The following is a 19,758-nucleotide window of genomic DNA, read 5'->3' as shown; positions in this document are numbered from 1 at the left end:
CAGGGGAGATGTGATCAATTTTTTCAGAGTTTTGCAACGCCATTATCGGCCTTTTATGGATATGCTAAAGTTCCAAATCAGCATCCGTTAGGCATTTCAACGTCTCTCACGGCAAGAGCAAAAGGATTTAACCGATTTAGAGCGTGTTGTTCGGTTTTTGTATTTGCAACGGTCAAGTTTTAGCGGCAAGGTGGTAAAGCGCACATTTGGCGTTGAAACGAGCTGTGGTGCACGGTTTAATTATTTTAAGGTTGAAGCGTCATTAGAGCTTCTTTGCCAGCGCTTGGCAAGGGTTGCGATTGAAAATACAGATTGGTCAGACTTTATTCTTCGCTATGATAAATAAAACGTTTTGTTTTACCTTGATCCGCCTTATTGGGGTGCTGAGAATTATTATGGAAAGGATTTGTTTAAACGAGAAGATTATCAGGTGATGGCTACGATTCTTGCGTAATTAAAGGGCAAGTTTCTTCTTTCTTTAAATGACGTACCAAAAATTCGGAAAACCTTTAGTCAATTCCATATAAAATAGGTCACCACATCTTATTTATGTGGCAGCTCAAATAATGCTATTGCTAAAGAACTGATCATCACAAATTGCGATTTTTAATAGAAAAAAGACTCTTTGAAAGGCCTGTGAAGATCCTTTAAAGCCACTTTGAAAACCCTGTGAAAAAAATAAATCTGTACAAAATGAGGCAGCAAGATTTAATCATGAAAGGAAATGGTGGGTGATGAGGGGATCGAACCCACGACCCGCTGATTAAGAGTCAGCTGCTCTACCGACTGAGCTAATCACCCACAACTTTTCAGAAGATGAGAATGAGCGGTTCTATAATGCTCATAAAGGGGGATGTCCAGATAGTTTTATTATTTTTTACATGAAAGTAGCAAAATTTATAGCTAAATTGGCTGTATGATTAAAAATATGATATGACCCCTTGATCTTATATAAAAATAGACTCATTATAAAGAGCTTTGTAAACGAGTGTTTCGATTGTTGTGTGGAGCTATGGTTGGAAGATCGTCAGGCGTGATACTTGAGAAAAATTTAGAGAAACCTTCTTATGGTTGTGAGTAATGTAGATTAGTGTTCTTTTGTATAAATTTTATAAATAATCGTATGCGTTTAAGTAATATTTTACCTTCGCTTGTTTTGAGCACAGTCTTTTTGCATACAATATTCTTGATCAATTGTGCGAATGGGAGCTCATGAATTTATTTTGTCAATTGCGCACTTTTAAGTTTTTAAAAGGTGTACTATAATGGAGTGGATCACTGATCCCCACGCGTGGTTTGGCTTGGTCACGTTAATTTTTCTCGAAATTGTTTTAGGAATAGACAACCTCGTTTTTGTTGCAATTTTAGCTGAAAAATTGCCTATCCATTTGCGTGATCGTGCGCGCTTGATAGGTCTCACTTTGGCACTCATTATGCGACTGTTTCTTCTTACGGTTATTGGATGGGTGATGAATCTTGATACGATAATTTTTTCATTCTCCTCTTTTGTATTTAGTTGGCACAGTCTTATTTTAATTGGTGGTGGGGCTTTTTTGCTAGCAAAAGGAACATTAGAATTACATGAACGATTAGAAGGGATATCGCATGAAAGAAAGACAGGCATTGCTTATGCTGTCTTTTGGCAGGTAATTATTCAAATCGTGGTACTGGATGCCGTTTTTTCCCTTGATAGTATTATTACTGCAACAGGTATGATTGCAAGAGAGCAAGCAGTGGTTATGTATATAGCAGTCATTGCTGCCATGGGGGTGATGATGTGTGGATCTGGTCCTCTTATGCGCTTTATTAATCGTCATTCTACTATTGTCATCCTTTGTCTTGGCTTTTTGATGATGATTGGTTTTACCCTTATTGTTGAAGGATTTGGTTTTCATATTCCAAAAGGGTATTTGTATGCTGCTATTGGTTTTTCTGTTCTCATTGAATCTTTTAATCAAATTGGACGTCGTAATCGTGAAAAGATGATTACAACAAATAATCTCCGTGGTCGAACGGCTGATGCTGTTTTAAGGCTCTTAGGAGGGGGAAATAAAGACGGTCATCTGGGCGAGACTGTGGATGTTATTGCTGAACAAGCAGCAGCTTCTGAGTTATTTCGACCTGAAGAAAAAGAGATGATCCGTGGCGTCCTCGATTTGGCTGATCGTCCTGTTCGTTCTATAATGTCTCCGCGCAATGAAATTGAGTGGTTGGATTTGAATAGCGATGAGAATGAAATGCGTAAAGAACTACAACAAGTTAAACATAGCCGCTTAATTCTTGCACGTGAAAAAGTGGATGAATTTGTTGGTGTTGCTTTGACCAAAGATCTCCTTTTGAATTTGGCTGAGGGAAAAAAAATCAATTGGAAAAAAGCTATGCGAGAACCCCTCGTGGTTCATGAAAATACAAGCGTCTTACGATTGATGGAGCAATTACGCAATTCTTCGATTCAACTGGCAATTATTGTTGATGAGCATGGATCTTTTGAAGGGATTGCAACACCAACCGATATTCTTGAAGCCATTGCAGGTGATTTTCCTGATGATGATGAAGAACCCATGATTGCAGAACAACTTGAAAATGGAAGTATTCTTGTTGAAGGATATGCTGATATCCGCCGTTTGAGTGGTTATCTTGGGCGTAATCTTGTTGATGAGGCAGATCGTTACACGACTCTAGCAGGGTTTATGCTTTGGAGGTTTGGTCATTTGCCGAATGAAGGAGAAAGCTTTGAAGCTGATGGGTTACATTTTAAAGTTATAGAGATGGATCGTCGAAATGTATCTAAAATCCTTATTTCTCCTCTCATGTAAGAAAAAAGCGTATTATTTTTTTATTTATGTTGAGGATAAAACACGGAGTAAGCAAAAATTGAATTGCAATGAGTCTTTAGGTTAAAAGAGGGAAATTTTCACACTAGATGAAGACTTTTATTAATAATTTGCTAGGAAGAGAAAATGATACAGAATTATTTGTAATAATAATCATTAATTATCAGAAATAATGGTTGCATGTGCATTATTTTTGCATTTTTATCGAGTATATTACTTTATAAAATGGTAATTTTAACATTCAATTCTGAAAGTTAATTAGAGATTATAGAAGCGGTTATTTTTCTGCATGGAAATTCATCTTATAGGTTCATGAACATCCTTTTGAAGGAAGAATGAAATATAAAATGTTGCCATGTTTTGTATTGCGGTGTTTCTATAAAAAGAAGAGCGTTTCAAAGTTTAATATAAAAAAAATGAATAAAGACTAATGGCTGCATTATTTTACATTTTACACACCACAAAAAAAGGAAGATGCTGATTTTTTTTATTTACTCAGGTGGTGTTTTGGGAGTTCGCTTCCAATATTGTTGGGCTTCAAAAATTGCTACAACAAATAGTGAAATGATGAACGGTATAATCAAATAAAACATTCTGAATACGATAAGTGCTGCAACAACATCCGCTGGATTTAAATTGGGCATACCTGTTATGAATAAGGCTTCCAGAACACCAACTCCTCCTGCTGGAGCATTGGAGAGAAGAGTTATCGTAAAAGATGCTAGGAAAACACCGAGCACAGAAATAAAATGAACATCTGTATTGTAAGGGAGAACAGCATATATAATCCCTGCTGCTGCTAAAAGCTCTAGGGGGCTAATGAGAAGCTGTTGAATGACAATTTTTAGTCGCGGATAAGAAAGTTGAATTTTTTTACCTAGGCGCAAGGGTCTTAATTGAAGCCAGCTACCAAAAACATAAAGTGCTATACAGCTGAGCAAAATTGCACCAACTGTTGTTCCAAGCCATCCAGGAAGATCATCATGAATGAGCGTGATAATTTCGGGTTGCAGAATCAAAACGATCCCAAAAAGTAAGATTGTACCTACCACAAATGTAAAAGAGCAAAAACCTACTAATATTGCGATTTCAGTTCCACTTAATCCTTTCATTTTATAAGCGCGGTAGCGCACGACTGCACCAGAAAAAACCGAAGCACCTATATTGTGCGAAAGGGCATAGGTCGTAAACGAACATATAGCGATAAAAATCCAAGAAATTTTATGGCCAAGATGCTGTAAAGCAATTCGATCATATCCCGCAAGAGTGGCATAAGCTAAAAGAGAACACAAACAGGCTAACAGCCAATGTTGTCCATTTAAACTGTTCAAGCGTTCCAATACTTCATTAAAAGAAATCGCAGAAAGCTTTATATAAAGAATGCGGATAGATATCAGCATTGCTAAGACACCAATAAATGGCCATATAAACTGCTTTATTTTCACGCTTCTTTATCCATTTTATGTTTTTTGTAAATTTAATTCATGATTTTGCATATTTTTTACAGGCCTCTGCTCCGTTATATGCTCGATAACACCATTGGCAATTTCTTCATCATCGGTTACTACAATATCTGCACCTAAATCAATGAGATAAGACGTTTCTACGTCGGATAGTGCATGCGTGATTATTTGGATATTTTTTCTTGTATCACGTATATTCACTATACACTCTCCTACTTCAATGGTACCTCGCATTGTAATAACAACTTTGTGTGCATTGTTTATATTTGCTGCATTCATTATTTCTTGTTGAATAATATTGCCGCAAATGACCTCGAAACCATCTGCAATTGCTTGATCAGCGAGGCGTTTTGATTCTTCTACTATCACTAAGTTTTTTTTTCTATCTTTTAAAGATAGTGCAACACATTTACCAATACAACCGTAGCCAATAATCACGATATGGTTGGTCTTTAAGGTCATTTGTAAAAATTCTTGATCGAGATCTTGTGGATCAATGTCAATAATTTTTTCTATATCGTGTAAATTTTCAGAAACCTTTTCTAGATGTTTTTTAATTTTATTACAGGCTAAGAAAACAAGGGGATTGAGCAAAATAGAAAGAATCGCACCTCCAAGAATTAAATCATGGGCATCGTTGTTTAAAAGTCCTAAGTTCAAACTTAAACCTGCAAGGATAAAAGAAAATTCTCCGATTTGGGCAAGGCTTGCAGAAATAGTTAAAGCTGTTGCATTAGAATAGCGAAAAGCTTTAACGATGAAAAAGGCAGCAACAGATTTTCCCAATACAATAATAAACAATGTTGCTAGGAGAGGAAAAAAATGAGTCAATAATTTTCCTGGATCAAATAACATACCTACAGAAACAAAAAAGAGAACAGAAAATGCGTCTCGTAGTGGTAAGGATTCTTCTGCTGCATGATGGCTCAATTCTGATTCGCTCATCACCATGCCTGCAAAAAAAGCACCAAGAGAAAGAGAAACACCAAATAGATGAGCTGCTCCGAAGGCCACTCCTAATGCAATGGCAAAGACACTAAGACGAAATAATTCGCGTGATCCTGATTGTGCACTCATTTTTAATAACCACGGGATAACACGCCGACCAATAATGAGCATAAGAGCGATAAATATGATAACTTTCAAGATTGTGAGACCAAAAATTCCCCAAATACTTAAATCTAACCATTGAACAAGAGGATCAATCGCTTCCTTTTTTGCACTGCTAAGGACATTTGCCAGTGATGGTATGAGAACAAGAATAAGAACCATTGCTAAATCTTCAATAATCAGCCATCCGACAGCAATGCGTCCTTTTTCTGTTTTAATAAGGTGGCGTTCTTGCAAAGCACGCAGAAGGATGACAGTGCTTGCAATTGATAAAGCTGAACCGAAGATTAAACTACCACTAAATCCCCATCCCATGATCAAACCAAGGCACAAGCCAAGAAAAGTAGAAAATATCATCTGTGCAATAGCAGCGGGGATAGCAACAGCTCTCACAGATAGAAGGTCTTTTAATGAAAAATGGAGTCCAACACCAAACATCAATAAAATGATCCCAATTTCTGCGAGTTGGTTAATAATAACGGAATCTATCCTAAATCCGCCTGTATTGGGTCCCACGATAACACCAGCCAATAGGTATCCCACAAGAGGTGAGATACGCAAACGGCTTGCAATCATTCCTAAAAGAAATGCTAAACATAAACCGGAAACAATAGTTGTAATCAGTGGTGTATCATGGAGCATGGACTATTTATGGCTTTGTTGTTAAAAAATGAATGGGTTGAAATGAACGTATTTCTTATGAGAAAAAAGAGGAAACCTATTATATGAGAATGGCATTTTCATTTTGCTTTTGTATTTATACAATTATTTCGTTTATGCCACCAATTTCCTAGCAAGAGTAAAATGGGTGCGGCAATAAAAATAGAGGATGATGTTGCAATAACAATCCCAAAGACCATAGGTACTGCAAAATTATGGACAGCACTTCCACCCCATATCGCCATAGGGAGCATAGCGAGAACTGTGGTAGCCGATGTAAAGAAACAACGGACAAGAACTTGGTTAATTGAGAGATCAATGAGTTCGCGCAGGGGCATTTTTTTATAAAGGCGCATATTTTCACGCATTCGATCATAGACAACAACCTTATCATTTATAGAATAACCAACAATTGTTAGAAGAGCAGCGATGGCTGTTAAATTGAAATCAAATTGAAATAAAGCGAAAAAACCAACCATTTTCGTAGTATCTAGAATGAGTGTTACAATTGCTCCAACTGCAAAAAACCATTCGAAACGTAACCATATGTAGAGAGACATAGCAATGGCCGCCAGAATAACAGCGGTAAAAGCAGCTGTAGCAAGCTCACCTGAAATTTTTGGTCCAACAACCTCTATTTGATCGAATGTGGCATCCGGATAGATGTTTTGTACCGCTGTTTTCACTTTATCAATAGCGCTAATTTGTTGTGCTTCACTGCCATTTTGTTTCTGTATACGAATCAGCACAGTGTTTGCATTATCCATATTTTGCAGGGTAATTTCACCAATATTGAGAGTTGAAAGCTTAGAGCGCAAGCTAGCTAAGTTTGCTGGTACTTTTATGGTAATACTCATTTGGCTACCACCGATGAAATCAATTCCAAAATTCAAGCCAGGCTTAAAAAACAGAAAAGCTGAAGCTAGCGATAAAATAATTGAGACGCCAATTCCAACGAATCGTGCTTTCATAAAATGGAAATTTGTATTTTGTGGGATGATGTTGAAAATAGAATGAAGATGCAGAGTTTTAATTTTCCATTTACGTATTACCCAAGTCATCATGATACGCACAATCGTAACATTTGTGAACATAGAAATGATAATACCAAGCAGCATTGTTACAGCAAAACCGCGAATAGGACCGGTGCCAAACCAGAACAGTAAAATAGTTGCAATAATTGCAGTAACATTAGCATCAACAATGGTTGCGAAAGCGTGTTTAAAACCGCGATCTAAGGCTGCAAAGGCACTGACACTTTTTCGACTTTCTTCACGGATGCGCTCATTGATGAGAATGTTGGCATCAACGGCGATACCAATGCCTAAAATAATACCAGCAATACCTGGTAATGTGAGTGTCGCACCCAGAAGACTAAGTGTAGCAAATGTTAAAATAGTATGTAGTGCTAGCGCTATATTTGCAATGATACCCCACAGTCTGTATAAAAGAAAAATAAAAACTGTAACAAGAGCAAAGCCTATTATGCCGGTGTAAAACCCCATCTGGATGGCGTCAGCACCAAGATTTGGACCCACAGTTCTCTCTTCAATCACGGTTAGTGGTGCTGGCAAGGAACCAGCGCGCAGGAGAGCTGCTAGAGTTGAGGCTTCTTTAGGGCCAAAGCTTCCTGTAATTTGACCCTGTCCATTGGGAATAACACTATTAATAGTAGGAGCAGTCAAAACTTTGTTATCAAGAACGATTGCGAAAGGGCGATTAATGTTTTGTCGCGTTATTTCCGCAAACATTTTTGCACCAGCGGAATTTAAAGTAAATGAAATAATAGAACGTCCAGGTATTTGCGGGTCAAAACCTGCGCGGGCATCTGTCAGAACATTTCCATCTAAGGCGACTTGATCATAAATCGCGTAGCGTTGTGTTTCCTCTGTATATCCGGGGAGAATTGAAACACCTACGGGTGGGTTATTTATATCTACATTAGAGGGCACCAAATGAAAGGTCATCTTAGCAGTTGTTCCTAAAAGATCACGTAGCTGCTTCGGGTCTTGTAAACCCGGCAATTGAACCATAATACGATCAGTTCCGACTTTTTGTATAGCAGGTTCAGTAATACCAACTTGATCTATACGGCGACGTATGATTTCTAAGCTTTGTTCAATAGCACTGTTCACACGATCCTTTATACCAGCTTCAGTTAATACGACACGGATAGTTTCATTTTGAGCACTAATAGTGATATCATCGGTTGTAGCACCAAAGCTGCTATATACAGGAGTGATTAATGTTTTCAAAGCAGTGACAGCTTTTTCATTTTGTGTTGGATCAGAAATAATTGCAATTATACTGTCTTCGAGGATGCGAATACTCGATGTACGGATTTGTTTTTCGCGTAGCGTGTTGCGCACATTGCTTAAAACCGTGTGCAGTTGGTCGCGTTTTAGTGTTTTGCTGTCGACCTCAAGTAAGAGGGAAGAGCCTCCTTGAAGATCAAGCCCAAGTGTTACTCGGGTGTCGGGTAAGAATTTTAAGTTTTTAACTTGTTCTTGCGAGAATAAATTAGGCAAGGCGATGTAAATGCTGCTTAAAATGATCAAACAATAAAGAGTAGTTAACCAACCGGGTGTGCGCATGATATATTCCACTGATAGGAAATTTAAGAGTTATTAAAATTAAAGGTGAGACAGGATAATAATCTCACAATTTAAGATTCAAGCAAAAGGAGGAGCACGTTTATCTGAAAAATATTGTGTTTGTAGGTTCTCAAGCTCTGAACAAACGAATGTGGTCGTTATTAAAAAGAGATCCAACATCGAGATATTTTGCAAAATGCTGAGGGGCAATACAGAATCTTTATGAAGTGTTACAAGCTTTTTGTTTTTGGTTGTTTTAGCATTTAACTGATTACGTTTGTTTTGTGAATCGAGGGTATTCGTTTCAACTATATTATCTGCTTGTGATTGTTTGATTGAATAGGCTCTTGTTCCTAGATTGTTTGTCAACAATATGCCAAAACTGGACAGAAGAATCCAGGCTGTAAAAGAGAGAAAATTTTCTTTTTTGCAAGAAAGGTGCAAAAAAAGCATGCTAAAACGCCTTCTTTAATCTTGTTAAGTCCACAAACTTAGCTATTATCTTTTCTCTTATTATCAGCATTATGGGATAAGGAAAAGCTTTTATAAGATTATTCTATAAAAGTTGAAAATATTTATTCCATGCCATATTTTTAAAAAGGGGTGGATTTTTCTTTATGCATCTAAGGCAGATATGTATTCATTTTTTAAAAAAAAATCACTCATATTTTTCTTTGTTTTTGAGATTGCCGTTGTATTCAGTTCGTGTGCATGGGGGCATCTTGAATCGCAAAATACCACAATTGGACAAGGGAACACTTTTCACTCAATTGATAAAATTATTCAACAACAACAGTTAATTGTTAAGAATCTTGAACAAAACACAGAACGTTTAGAAAAAGATTTTGAAAAAAAATCAGGAGATCAGCATGCTTTGGTAGAACTGCGGTTACGTGCACAAAATATCAATAAACGTGCCATAGAAGCAGCGTTTTTTTTGCGTGCTCCTCTTAATGATATTAATGCACTTCTTGATCAATTAACAGAGCTCCATGATGATTTAAAAAATTTGAAAAAAACAAGTGAGGAGCGTTCTCACTTGATGGAAAAAAAAGCTAAAATTAATAGTATAGTGCTTCGGTTTGAAGAAATCTTTTTGGCCACAAATAAAATGGCCGAACTTGCTATTTCTCAATCTAGAGAATTTTTTAAATATACACTTACGCACAGATTTGAGTTTTCGATGTCGATAGTTACACATCTCATCCAGAAAACCAAAGAGGCTTCATCGGATTTTCGTTTGTTATTGAGTTCTTGGTGGAATTTTGTATTTTATTTCAAATTATTAAATCTTATTCTTTCCTTCTTAATTCCACTTTTTGTTGTTTTGGGACTTTCTTATTTTTCTCGCAAAATTTTGGTACATGTGCGCGATCATTTTACCAAGGAGAATGGAGAAATATCTTATTTGCAATGTTTATTGGTTTCTTTTATTTCAGTTCTTCTCCCTTCGCTTGTGTGTGCTGTTTATATTTATTTCGTATTGTTTTTGTTCCATAGTTTTGGTTTGGATCTGGGCAAACTCACAACGGTATTTGATATGCTTGGATATCAAATTGTCTTAGTTTTTTTGATAAATCGTTTAGCAGTTGTTCTGTTATCACCGAATATAAAACAAGTGCATATTCTCAATATTACACCGCTGGCATCATATCAATTAGTGATTTTGATCACTTTTTTAGGTGGAGTTTTGGCACTTGATGCTGTTTTCGATAGTATTTATCAAGTTGTTTTGGCTTCTTTTTCTTTGACAATTGCTAAAAGTTTTATTGCTGTTTTTCTTGTCGCGATATTGCTGTTTCTTATCTCATTTGTGCCTTTATGGTTTAGACGTGGAACTTCTCAAGATGGAGAGAGAGAACAACACTTTTGGCCACTTTATATACGTATTCCTCTGATTATATTGGGAATATTTCTGGTTGTGATGAATTTTTTAGGTTATGTTGGCCTGGCGCGTTTTATTATGCAGCAAGTTATAATCTGGGGCGCATTTTTGGTTTTAATGTATTTGGGGATAAAAAGCTCACAAATGATTGGAACTAAAGGACAATTTATGAAAACAAGTGTTGGTCATACTTTGATGCAACGGTTCCATTTAGAAGAGAAAACAATGAATCAATTGGGGATTGTTTTAAGTATTTTTCTCAATTTATTTGTTGTCGTATTTTGTGCAATGCCAATTGCCGTACAGTTTGGATTTTCTTACTCTGATTTGAGAGCAGTTTTGTGGCATTTGATGACTGGTTTTCAAATTGGAAATGTATCTATTTCTTTGATTTCTATTGTTACAGGAATCGTTGTTTTTTTCGCTTGTTTTTTCGTTATTCGTCAAGCTATCGGTTGGCTAGATGGCACGATACTATCGCATGGTGAATTCGATTCTGGTGTACGTAATTCTATCAAAACGGTTATAAGTTACCTTGGTATTATTCTATCAGCTCTGATGGGATTGTCGATGGCAGGTTTTGATCTTAGAAATTTTGCTCTCATTGCTGGTGGGCTTTCGCTTGGTATAGGTTTTGGATTACAAAATATTGTTCAAAATTTTGTATCTGGGCTTATTATTTTGGTTGGGAGACCATTTAAACTTGGCGATTATGTAGAAGCTGGATCAGTAGGTGGTATTGTCAAACGTATCAGTGTTCGCGCGACGGAACTTGAAACATTTCAGCGTAAAACAGTTATTATTCCTAATTCAAGCCTCATCAACAACAATGTCAGTAATTGGACTCGACATAGTAAAATGGGGCGGATTGATATCCCTATCGCTGTTTCTTCCAATATTGCTCCAGAACGTGTTGTTGAAATTTTACTAGAAACTGCTTCTACAACAGAAGGAATTTTAAAAAATCCTGCTCCCCAAGTGAGTTTTACTGCATTTGATAGTAAAAAATTTTCCTTTAATTTGGCTATTTATGTGCCTAACATCACTTCACCTTTTAAGATAACCAATACTCTTCGCTTTGTGCTATATAAGCGTTTTGTTGAAGAAGGAATCCTAGAGTGCTAAAATGTATCCATGTTTTTATAACGATTGCGTTGTTGAATATTTTGACTGTAACAGTTTTTGCAGCAACTGTAAAAAACACTGATTTAAAGGTACAATCTCTCATTATCGTTGAAGGGAGTGTGCCTTTAAATATTTCGTTGAATACTCATCAAACTGTTACAGTTTGTATGAAGGGATGTTTTATCACTTTTCCTAACAAAGACCGCTTTGTAATAAAGGCAGAAGATAATATAGAAATCAGTGATGGTAGAGCAATTTTTAAATAAAATTATACTATAAGGTAAGCTTTATAAGCAACTAATATTGCTATTATGTGCATTGAATAAGAGTAATATTAAAAGTAAAAGATAAAAATGTAATGTTTATAAATATGCACATAATTTGAAACATGTACTATCATTGTAACAACATCATAAATGTTTCTGCAATATTTTTATTATTTTATGTTAATTACAATAAGTAAATTTAATTTATTTATACAAGTTAATTATTCATGTTGTATTATCCATAACATATTTAAAATAATATTTATTATATAGTGTTTTTCTAACAATTATATCTGTTTTTTTAAATAAATTCTAGGAAACATACAATACATTATGTATTTTTTGTACGATAATTTACATAAAAAATAAAACAAAATGTATTTTATACTTATAGCTATTTTATGTATAAAATATTAATATAAGTGTATGAAATATTAATATAAATTAATTTATTTGATAATACTTTTAATTAGGTGTATACAGTATGGTATATATATATGAAGTTTAGTGATAATTGTACATATACTTTCAGATGAGCATATGTCATTTTTCAGAAAATGTTTTTTAATACTTTATTTATCATTTTTTTTTATATTTGACTTAGAGTATGCGTTTTTTTTTAATTTTCAACTTCAGAATATTGGGATATACTATGAATAAAATACTTATAACAACCTCCATTTTTGCGTTATTTTCGTCCTCTGTTGTGCAGGCAGCAGATATAGCGGTGTTTGAAGAGCCGGTGCATCGCGTCGCTTCAGCGGGTTTTTCTTCTCCCTCTTTTTCTTGGTCAGGTCTTTATTTTGGAGCTCAAATTGGTGGTTCTTCAGGCAAAAGTTCTGCTATGATGCCTAATACTGATATTCCTCTCTATCCTGGTAAGAATAGTGGAAAGAATAAATGGGTACCAGTCGAAAAAATATATACGCCTGAACCTTCTGGTTTTATAGGTGGTTTTTATGCTGGTGCTAACTTTAGTCTCGGTAATAATTTTGTTCTTGGGGTTGATACGGATATACTTTTTACGGATCGAAAGAGTACAATAACTGTTGCAGCTCCTGGTGTTGGTACTGATCCTGATCTTGAAATTAGTACTGGTGCTGGTACTGGTGCTGGTGCTGGTGCTGGTGATGGTGCTGGTGCTGGTGATGGTGCTGGTGCTGGTGATGGTGCTGGTGGGTCCAATGGTGATGAAGGGGGGGAAGCAAATAGTAGGAAAAAATTGGGGTTTGCAGTAGGTAAGAGTGGCAAATTTTCTCGATCTGTTGTAAGGGCTGAAGCTGAAGCTGAAGCTGAAGCTGAAAAAGGAGACAACGACGGTCGTTCATCGTTTAGTCATACTTTCAGACAAAAATGGACAGGTGCTACGCGGGTGCGTGCTGGTTTTTCTGCTGGTCGTATGATGCCTTATATTTCTGGTGGTATCGCTTATGGGCAGTTTCAGGATGTTATGTCGGTCTCAATTAAGGGGAAAAATCCCTTTGATCAAGAATTAGATGCTACAAAAACCATGATTGGTTATACTCTGGGTAGTGGTATTGATTTTGCAGTGACAGATAATATCATTGTGCGTGCAGAATATCGTTACTCAGATTTTGGTAAAAGGAAATTTGATGACAAAATCGAAGTTAAATATAAGACGAATGATTTCCGTGCTGGAATAGCTTACAAATTCTAATTTTTTAGATAAGTCAGCTTAAAAGGCTCTATCTTAAGATAGAGCCTTTATTTTTTATTATAAATGTGGCTGAAGAGGTTGGTTTTCCCAGGAAAATTGGTTGTTTCTTTTTTGTAAATAAAAAAATCTAATAATTGACCAGTCATGTCATTAAATAAGCCTAAAATTAGTCTACAAAGGGAGAGCCTACGAAAATGGTCATTGCCAGATCAATGTGCGTTTTCGGCAATAACGAAAGCACTGTTCGTTTTGGGCCTTCAACTTTGGATAATCCATTTGTTGAAGTTTTTAATCAAATTTATGCTCGTATTAAATGTGCTCATGCTGCTAAAATTTATCAAGAAAAGCAATGTATTGCTGTTGATACAGAACAATCGATTGATGAGAATGCAAAAACAGATAGTCACGAAGAGATAAGCAAAAAAAGAAACTGAAACGGTCGTTTCTGAATAGGCTAAGGGAGTTATGGACTAGATGCCGTGTTTGTTAGAACCCAGCACTCTTCTTGAGTGTCAATAACTTATAGCCTCTTGGAGTTAGCAATGACGCTCATACCAATATTAAAACAAATTATTGGTTAGGAAACTGTTTAGACAGGAAATGCACGTAAATTACATGCGTTTTTGGAAGTAAAATCTGAATTTAAAAATTGGGTAAAGAATCGTATTGAGGAATATGCTTTCTTAAAAAATTAGGACTTTATCAGTTTCGGTAAAAATTTACCGAAACCCTCAGGTGGTCGTCCAAATATAGAATATCACCTCACACTTGACATGGCAAAAGAACTTGCCATGGTAGAGCGTAATGAAAATGGTGAGAAAGCGCGTCGCTATTTTATCAAGTGCGAGAAGAAATTAAAAAGCCAATCTGTTGACCGTGATACACGGTTTGATTTACCAAATTATTGGAATGATATGAGATCTGCCGAAAAGGCTTTGTTATCTTTTGGGATTAATTCATAAGCGTCTTGTTGATGCTTTTAAGGTGAATGAAAGAGATGTGTGAGAGGACGGACATTATTAAAGTCTTAAATCAATGAATCTAATCGTGTTTTAGAAGACCCACTTTAGAAAGTATCTTAACCCTTATCAATGAGTTTTATCTTCTCTCGCTGTTAAAGGACGGGAAAATGAATTTTAAATATGTCAATTATCTCCGCGTTTTGCGGGGCTTTTTTTATGGAGGGAAGCAATGCGAAAAATATCGAAAGAGGGGCTTATGCTCATTAAGCAATGGGAAGGACTGCGATTACAGTCTTATCAGGATGCTATTGGTGTATGGACAATTGGTTATGGCCATACCAACGCTGCTGGAGAACCTTTGGTGCGTAAAGGTATGAGTATCACAGAAAAAGAAGCAGAAACCATTCTTTGCCAAGATTTAAAACAATTTGAGAATACTGTTGAGCAAGCAGTCGCTGTCCCTTTAACGGATGAGCAATTTTCAGCATTGGTGTCTTTTTGTTATAATGTAGGGGCAACGGCTTTTTGCAATTCGACGCTTTTAAAAAAGCTCAATAATAGTGATTATGAATCTGTTCCAACCGAATTACAGAGATGGACAAAAGCAGGAGGACAATGTCTCGAAGGTCTTGTTAATCGTCGTGCAGCAGAATCGGGATTATGGGCAAAGGGGTCTTATGTTTGTTCAAATTATCAACCGGTAGAAACAAAAGAACCAACAGGTTTTTTCAAAGCAGAAATTCTTGCACCAATTATTGGTTCTTTTTCTGGACTTGGAGGCTTATTGGCAGGCAATGGCCCAGTTCAATGGGCTTTTGCAGCCATTATGATTATAGCTGCCTGTATCGGTGTTATGTTTATAGCCAAACGTTTTCATGAGCAACGCTTATGATCTGGCGGGTAAAGAAAAACTTAACACTTATGATGGCAGCTTTTGCTGCTTTTTCTATGGCTATAGTGAAAGCATTTTACCTTGGAAAGAAGTTTGGACAACAGAAACAAACAAAGAAAGCTTTAGAATCAGCAGCAACACGGTTTAAGGTGGAAAATGAAATTAACAAGAAAAGTGATGCTGATGTGCGTGCTGATCTCTCTGACTGGTTGCGCGATAAATAGGTCTGTTTCCTGTCTAGGTTGGATGCCCATTTACTTAGGTAAGCAAGATCTGAACGTTATCAGCTCAAACTTAGCAAGAGATATCTTAAAGCATAACAAGCAAGGCGAGTGCTTGTGCGGGTGGAAGCATGGCCAGAAAGAAGGCTGAGAAAACAACAGATCTTATGGAATCATAAAAAGAAATACTCCAAGAGATGATTGTTACTTACCAAAGTATAAAAGTGGTATCTCGCTGTATGAAATGGATCGTATTTACCATCTTTTTATTCATTCTTGAATTTGCACGCCTTATGGATGCACTAAATGATATCTTTGTTTATTTGAAGCAGTGGTTTTCAAGGAGCTGAGTGATAAAATATTTTATAGTCTTATGTTGATAGATGGCGTAGGGGATCTTTTTTAATAATTTTCATAAAAATATGATTCCGTGCTTTTGTGTTTCCGATAATAGCTTTTGACGAAATAACTTATTGATGAGCATTTAAGTTAGGAAGTAAACTACGCTGGTAAATTTTTTCTGTTGAAGAAAAAAATAGGAGAAAATTTATATGTAAGATGCAGCGCATTTTCAAAAGCATTATCTATCTTAGCAATAAGACACATATATACTTCACTTAAACCGTTCTGTATGAGAATTTGAGCGTAATGATTTAATTGAACAATGCCATCAGTTTTATAATTTGCTTTAGGTCTTTTAAATTCCATTAAAACAGCTCGTTTTTTTCTTGTGTAGAATCAAAATAAACAACTACATCAGGATGATTAGATAATTTTTGAATATCGTCTTCAGAGTCTGCAGATAGTAAACTAACTTGAGAAAGAAATTTGTTTGTTCCTTCTTTGCCTTGCAAATAGTCATAACTCGTGAATTCATCATCAAGCAACCATAAATTATTTTCTCTTAATGGCAATGATGAAGTTTTATTTGCTAACCTTCTTTGAAGAATAAATAAATTATGAATCTCTTTTTCTAAAGTTTCAGGTTGTATTAACTTATCAAATCTCTGCAGAGTATAATCTCGAAATTCAATGCACTGGGTTAATTCTAGATTAGCGAATTTTTGTGCTTTTTGTAAATTTTCTTCTACTTTTTCTTTACCGTTACGCAACTCTTTTCTGAGGGATAATTTTTCTTTTTAATATTTTTTCTGCCTTTTCAATAAATTGATCTTCTTGAAACATGCCACCAATCATATCATTTCCATTTAAAAATTCTGCTAAATAAGGATATTCTTTAACAACTGTTTTAAGAGAATTCCTCTTTATTTCTCTAATTTCTTGGAAGTTAGTGTCAATAATTTCATTTAAAACACTTTTTAAATTTTTATTAATATTAGCCCAACTTAATGATTTTTCTAAGTCAGAATTTTTTTCATTGATATAAAATTCATTTTTTTCATCGTTAACATGCTTATCCAAAAAAGAAGATTCTAATAAAAATATCATCATTTTCCCGTTGATTGGATTGATATTTATAAATTTTGAAAATGGTATAACAGTACGCTTATTAGCGCAATAAAACGTTTCTACTGTGCTTTTGGAGTTTTTGTTTTTTCAATCTTTGTAAAATAATAAGAAAGAGTAAATGGGGTTTTTAAATGATTGATATTAAAATTTTTCTTATCTGAATGGGGCAGTTCTTGTGTTTTTATTGTATCAATCATATGGTCAGCATTGCCTTTTTTTATATGAAAGTTAATCTGAATATCTTCTTTTTTTTAAAAAAGGTAATGGTAAATTTTATCACAAATTGATTTAATATTTATCGGCGAATAATGCTTATGGCTCATAAGGAGTTTCAAAACATAGATGCGTTTTCCACCACTCATTTTGTTTAGCCTATTCGTTTTTAAAGGAATCTTGTGTAGACTGCGGTGCAAAGTCTAGTAAGACACAAACATCAGCATTGTTTTCGTTTTTAACAAAGCTTGTAATATTAATTTTTTGAAATACTTTTAAGTAAGAAATACGTCCAGCGCCTTTACACCCTTATTTAATTTTATAATCGCTCTTATAAGTAGAAAAAGATCTTTATTCTCTTTTGTGAATTCATCTCCATTATCAAAAATATTTATAGATGAAATGGGCTTAATAGCAAATAAGTCTTCATTTGCAGAAAAATTGAATACAACCTTAATTTCTTTTGCATGAGCTTGTATAGAATTGATTACAGATTCTTTAGGTACTGTAATGATGTCAGCTTTTTTAAGATCCCTGATTATAGATTATAGATTGACCAGCATAAGTACACCAATGTAATTGTTTTTAGCAGAAAAAATCATAACCTATGATAATGAATATTGTATAAAATTTGAATTACAATTCCTCCTAATCCATCTAATTACCAGATGTATGTATGGTACGTTTGATAAGGCGATAGAAATTTTTTCGCAGCATGACCTAGAAAAATTTAGAGCGTTAATAGAACAACTCGGCGAAAAAAGATGTACTTTATAGGGGGATGTTCAATAATTATTCCTTTGCCTTTGTTTTATATCTCTCGCATTTAATGGCCAATCGACCTTTTTTCTCTGTGGGTTTCGTGGGGAAATGAATGGACAATGGAAAGCCTCTACGGTGCCCCATCGCCATGAAAAAGCCAGCGACTATACCACAGAAATTATCCTAGAAGGACCAGAAAAGGAAAGGGGAAATAGTAAGTAATAGAGGCTTGTCTTGTTATCCAGCCAACGGGAACAGTTTATCGATAAAATTGTCCGATGCCAAAAGACATAACATTGCAGCCATTTTTTATCACTCAAAGCAATGAGAAGAAGGCACTTATGGATGGAAGAAGTTAAGAAATTATGGACACAATTTATTCAGAAACATCACAATCTGTTTTTGCTGTGACACCAGCAGCTGTTTATGTTTGTGGCAAGGGAATATTGGCCAAAATCCTTGTCAAAATTTTGAATAGATTCCGCACAATGCTTATGCTGAACTTTTATTGGAATGGGAGGAATTTTCTTTAGGAGAACATTGATACCAGTTGTGGAAATCATCCCTGATCGCTCAGGGGAGATGTGATCAATTTTTTCAGAGTTTTGCAACGCCATTATCGGCCTTTTATGGATATGCTAAAGTTCCAAATCAGCATCCGTTAGGCATTTCAACGTCTCTCACGGCAAGAGCAAAAGGATTTAACCGATTTAGAGCGTGTTGTTCGGTTTTTGTATTTGCAACGGTCAAGTTTTAGCGGCAAGGTGGTAAAGCGCACATTTGGCGTTGAAACGAGCTGTGGTGCACGGTTTAATTATTTTAAGGTTGAAGCGTCATTAGAGCTTCTTTGCCAGCGCTTGGCAAGGGTTGCGATTGAAAATACAGATTGGTCAGACTTTATTCTTCGCTATGATAAATAAAACGTTTTGTTTTACCTTGATCCGCCTTATTGGGGTGCTGAGAATTATTATGGAAAGGATTTGTTTAAACGAGAAGATTATCAGGTGATGGCTACGATTCTTGCGTAATTAAAGGGCAAGTTTCTTCTTTCTTTAAATGACGTACCAAAAATTCGGAAAACCTTTAGTCAATTTCATATAAAAGAGGTCACCACATCTTATTTATGTGGCAGCTCAAATAATGCTATTGCTAAAGAACTGATCATCACAAATTGCGATTTTTAATAGAAAAAAGACTCTTTGAAAGGCCTGTGAAGATCCTTTAAAGCCACCTTGAAAACCCTGTGAAAAAAATGGTCGGAGCGGCGGGACTCGAACCCACGACCCCTTGACCCCCAGTCAAGTGCGCTACCAGGCTGCGCTACGCTCCGTTTCTGCTTAAAACGACTAAACGACTGTTTCTTTAAAGGCAAGAGAAAAAATAAACAGAATAAAATCTATAAAATACTTTTGTATTTTTAAAGAGAGTTTGTATTCATAAAAAGTTTGTGTCTCTAAACTTGTTCATTTTTTCAGTAACTTAATAAATATGAGGGGATGGTGACATCTTTTTGATTTTTCTACAACAGGCATTTTATGCAAGATGTGAGGGTGGTAAAATAGAAGGTTCAGATTGTATAATGATAAATCCAAATTATCAGATATGAGGCTTTCATCCCGATGG

At 35.5% G+C, this 19,758-nt stretch carries 14 protein-coding genes, 2 tRNA genes and 3 pseudogenes; 11 read left to right on the top strand and 8 right to left on the bottom strand.

Annotated elements, in window-relative coordinates:
* Positions 1-4: 4 nt before the first annotated feature.
* Positions 5-610, top strand: a pseudogene (locus V4B17_RS04155) (DNA adenine methylase); the annotation flags it as partial.
* Positions 611-725: 115 nt separating this feature from the next.
* Here the strand turns inward: V4B17_RS04155 and V4B17_RS04150 are convergent.
* Positions 726-801, bottom strand: a tRNA-Lys gene (locus tag V4B17_RS04150).
* 464 nt (positions 802-1,265) lie between these two features.
* Here V4B17_RS04150 and V4B17_RS04145 point away from each other — a divergent pair.
* On the top strand, positions 1,266-2,816 hold the full coding sequence (locus V4B17_RS04145) for a TerC family protein (RefSeq protein ID WP_455478952.1): 1,551 nt from the start codon (positions 1,266-1,268) through the stop codon (positions 2,814-2,816).
* 509 nt (positions 2,817-3,325) lie between these two features.
* On the opposite strand, the gene V4B17_RS04140 is transcribed toward V4B17_RS04145, so the two are convergent.
* The 4 genes from V4B17_RS04140 to V4B17_RS04125 form a co-directional block, all read right to left on the bottom strand.
* Positions 3,326-4,279, bottom strand: a complete 954-nt coding sequence (locus V4B17_RS04140) for a lysylphosphatidylglycerol synthase transmembrane domain-containing protein (protein ID WP_455478951.1) — start codon at positions 4,277-4,279, stop codon at positions 3,326-3,328.
* 15 nt (positions 4,280-4,294) lie between these two features.
* Positions 4,295-6,049 (bottom strand): YbaL family putative K(+) efflux transporter, encoded by a 1,755-nt coding sequence (gene ybaL / locus V4B17_RS04135; RefSeq protein ID WP_455478950.1) that lies wholly within the window; start codon positions 6,047-6,049, stop codon positions 4,295-4,297.
* Positions 6,050-6,147: 98 nt separating this feature from the next.
* Positions 6,148-8,661: a protein translocase subunit SecD gene (gene secD, locus V4B17_RS04130; RefSeq protein WP_455478949.1), complete on the bottom strand. Its 2,514-nt coding sequence runs from the start codon at positions 8,659-8,661 to the stop codon at positions 6,148-6,150.
* A 78-nt stretch (positions 8,662-8,739) separates the two neighbouring features.
* Positions 8,740-9,114: a hypothetical protein gene (locus V4B17_RS04125; protein ID WP_455478948.1), complete on the bottom strand. Its 375-nt coding sequence runs from the start codon at positions 9,112-9,114 to the stop codon at positions 8,740-8,742.
* A 181-nt stretch (positions 9,115-9,295) separates the two neighbouring features.
* Here V4B17_RS04125 and V4B17_RS04120 point away from each other — a divergent pair, with 181 nt between their 5' ends.
* The 8 genes and pseudogenes from V4B17_RS04120 (at position 9,296) to V4B17_RS04085 (ending at position 15,841) form a co-directional block, all read left to right on the top strand.
* A complete protein-coding gene (locus V4B17_RS04120) occupies positions 9,296-11,671 on the top strand; it encodes a mechanosensitive ion channel domain-containing protein (RefSeq protein ID WP_455478947.1) in 2,376 nt (791 codons plus the stop codon).
* Complete coding sequence (locus tag V4B17_RS04115; RefSeq protein WP_455478946.1) at positions 11,665-11,937, top strand: hypothetical protein; 273 nt, start codon at positions 11,665-11,667, stop codon at positions 11,935-11,937. The genes V4B17_RS04120 and V4B17_RS04115 overlap by 7 nt, the downstream gene beginning before the upstream one ends.
* Before the next feature lie 652 nt (positions 11,938-12,589).
* Positions 12,590-13,615 (top strand): outer membrane protein, encoded by a 1,026-nt coding sequence (locus V4B17_RS04110; protein ID WP_455478945.1) that lies wholly within the window; start codon positions 12,590-12,592, stop codon positions 13,613-13,615.
* Positions 13,616-13,809: 194 nt separating this feature from the next.
* On the top strand, positions 13,810-14,049 hold the full coding sequence (locus tag V4B17_RS04105; protein ID WP_455478944.1) for a hypothetical protein: 240 nt from the start codon (positions 13,810-13,812) through the stop codon (positions 14,047-14,049).
* A gap of 159 nt (positions 14,050-14,208) precedes the next feature.
* Positions 14,209-14,614: pseudogene (locus tag V4B17_RS04100) on the top strand (antA/AntB antirepressor family protein); the annotation flags it as partial.
* Positions 14,615-14,806: 192 nt separating this feature from the next.
* A complete protein-coding gene (locus V4B17_RS04095; RefSeq protein ID WP_455478943.1) occupies positions 14,807-15,469 on the top strand; it encodes a lysozyme in 663 nt (220 codons plus the stop codon).
* On the top strand, positions 15,466-15,693 hold the full coding sequence (locus V4B17_RS04090) for a hypothetical protein (RefSeq protein WP_455478942.1): 228 nt from the start codon (positions 15,466-15,468) through the stop codon (positions 15,691-15,693). The genes V4B17_RS04095 and V4B17_RS04090 overlap by 4 nt, the downstream gene beginning before the upstream one ends.
* Positions 15,626-15,841 carry a hypothetical protein gene (locus V4B17_RS04085; protein WP_455478941.1) on the top strand — a complete coding sequence of 72 codons (216 nt, stop codon included), beginning with the start codon at positions 15,626-15,628 and terminating at the stop codon, positions 15,839-15,841. The genes V4B17_RS04090 and V4B17_RS04085 overlap by 68 nt, the downstream gene beginning before the upstream one ends.
* Before the next feature lie 556 nt (positions 15,842-16,397).
* Here V4B17_RS04085 and V4B17_RS04080 read toward each other — a convergent pair.
* Entirely contained in the window at positions 16,398-16,802 is a 405-nt protein-coding gene (locus V4B17_RS04080) for a hypothetical protein (protein WP_455478940.1), read from the bottom strand.
* Positions 16,795-17,142: a hypothetical protein gene (locus V4B17_RS04075; protein WP_455478939.1), complete on the bottom strand. Its 348-nt coding sequence runs from the start codon at positions 17,140-17,142 to the stop codon at positions 16,795-16,797. Before V4B17_RS04075 ends, V4B17_RS04080 begins: the two co-directional genes overlap by 8 nt.
* 1,358 nt (positions 17,143-18,500) lie before the next feature.
* On the opposite strand from V4B17_RS04075, the pseudogene V4B17_RS04070 reads away from it, so the two are divergent.
* Positions 18,501-19,319, top strand: a pseudogene (locus V4B17_RS04070) (DNA adenine methylase).
* A gap of 69 nt (positions 19,320-19,388) precedes the next feature.
* On the opposite strand, the gene V4B17_RS04065 reads toward V4B17_RS04070, so the two are convergent.
* A tRNA-Pro gene (locus tag V4B17_RS04065) sits at positions 19,389-19,465 on the bottom strand.
* Positions 19,466-19,758: the final 293 nt, after the last annotated feature.

Source organism: Bartonella sp. B23 (genome assembly GCF_053793815.1).
Note: the sequence above shows the minus strand (reverse complement) of the source record. Positions and strands in the feature narration are given on the sequence as shown.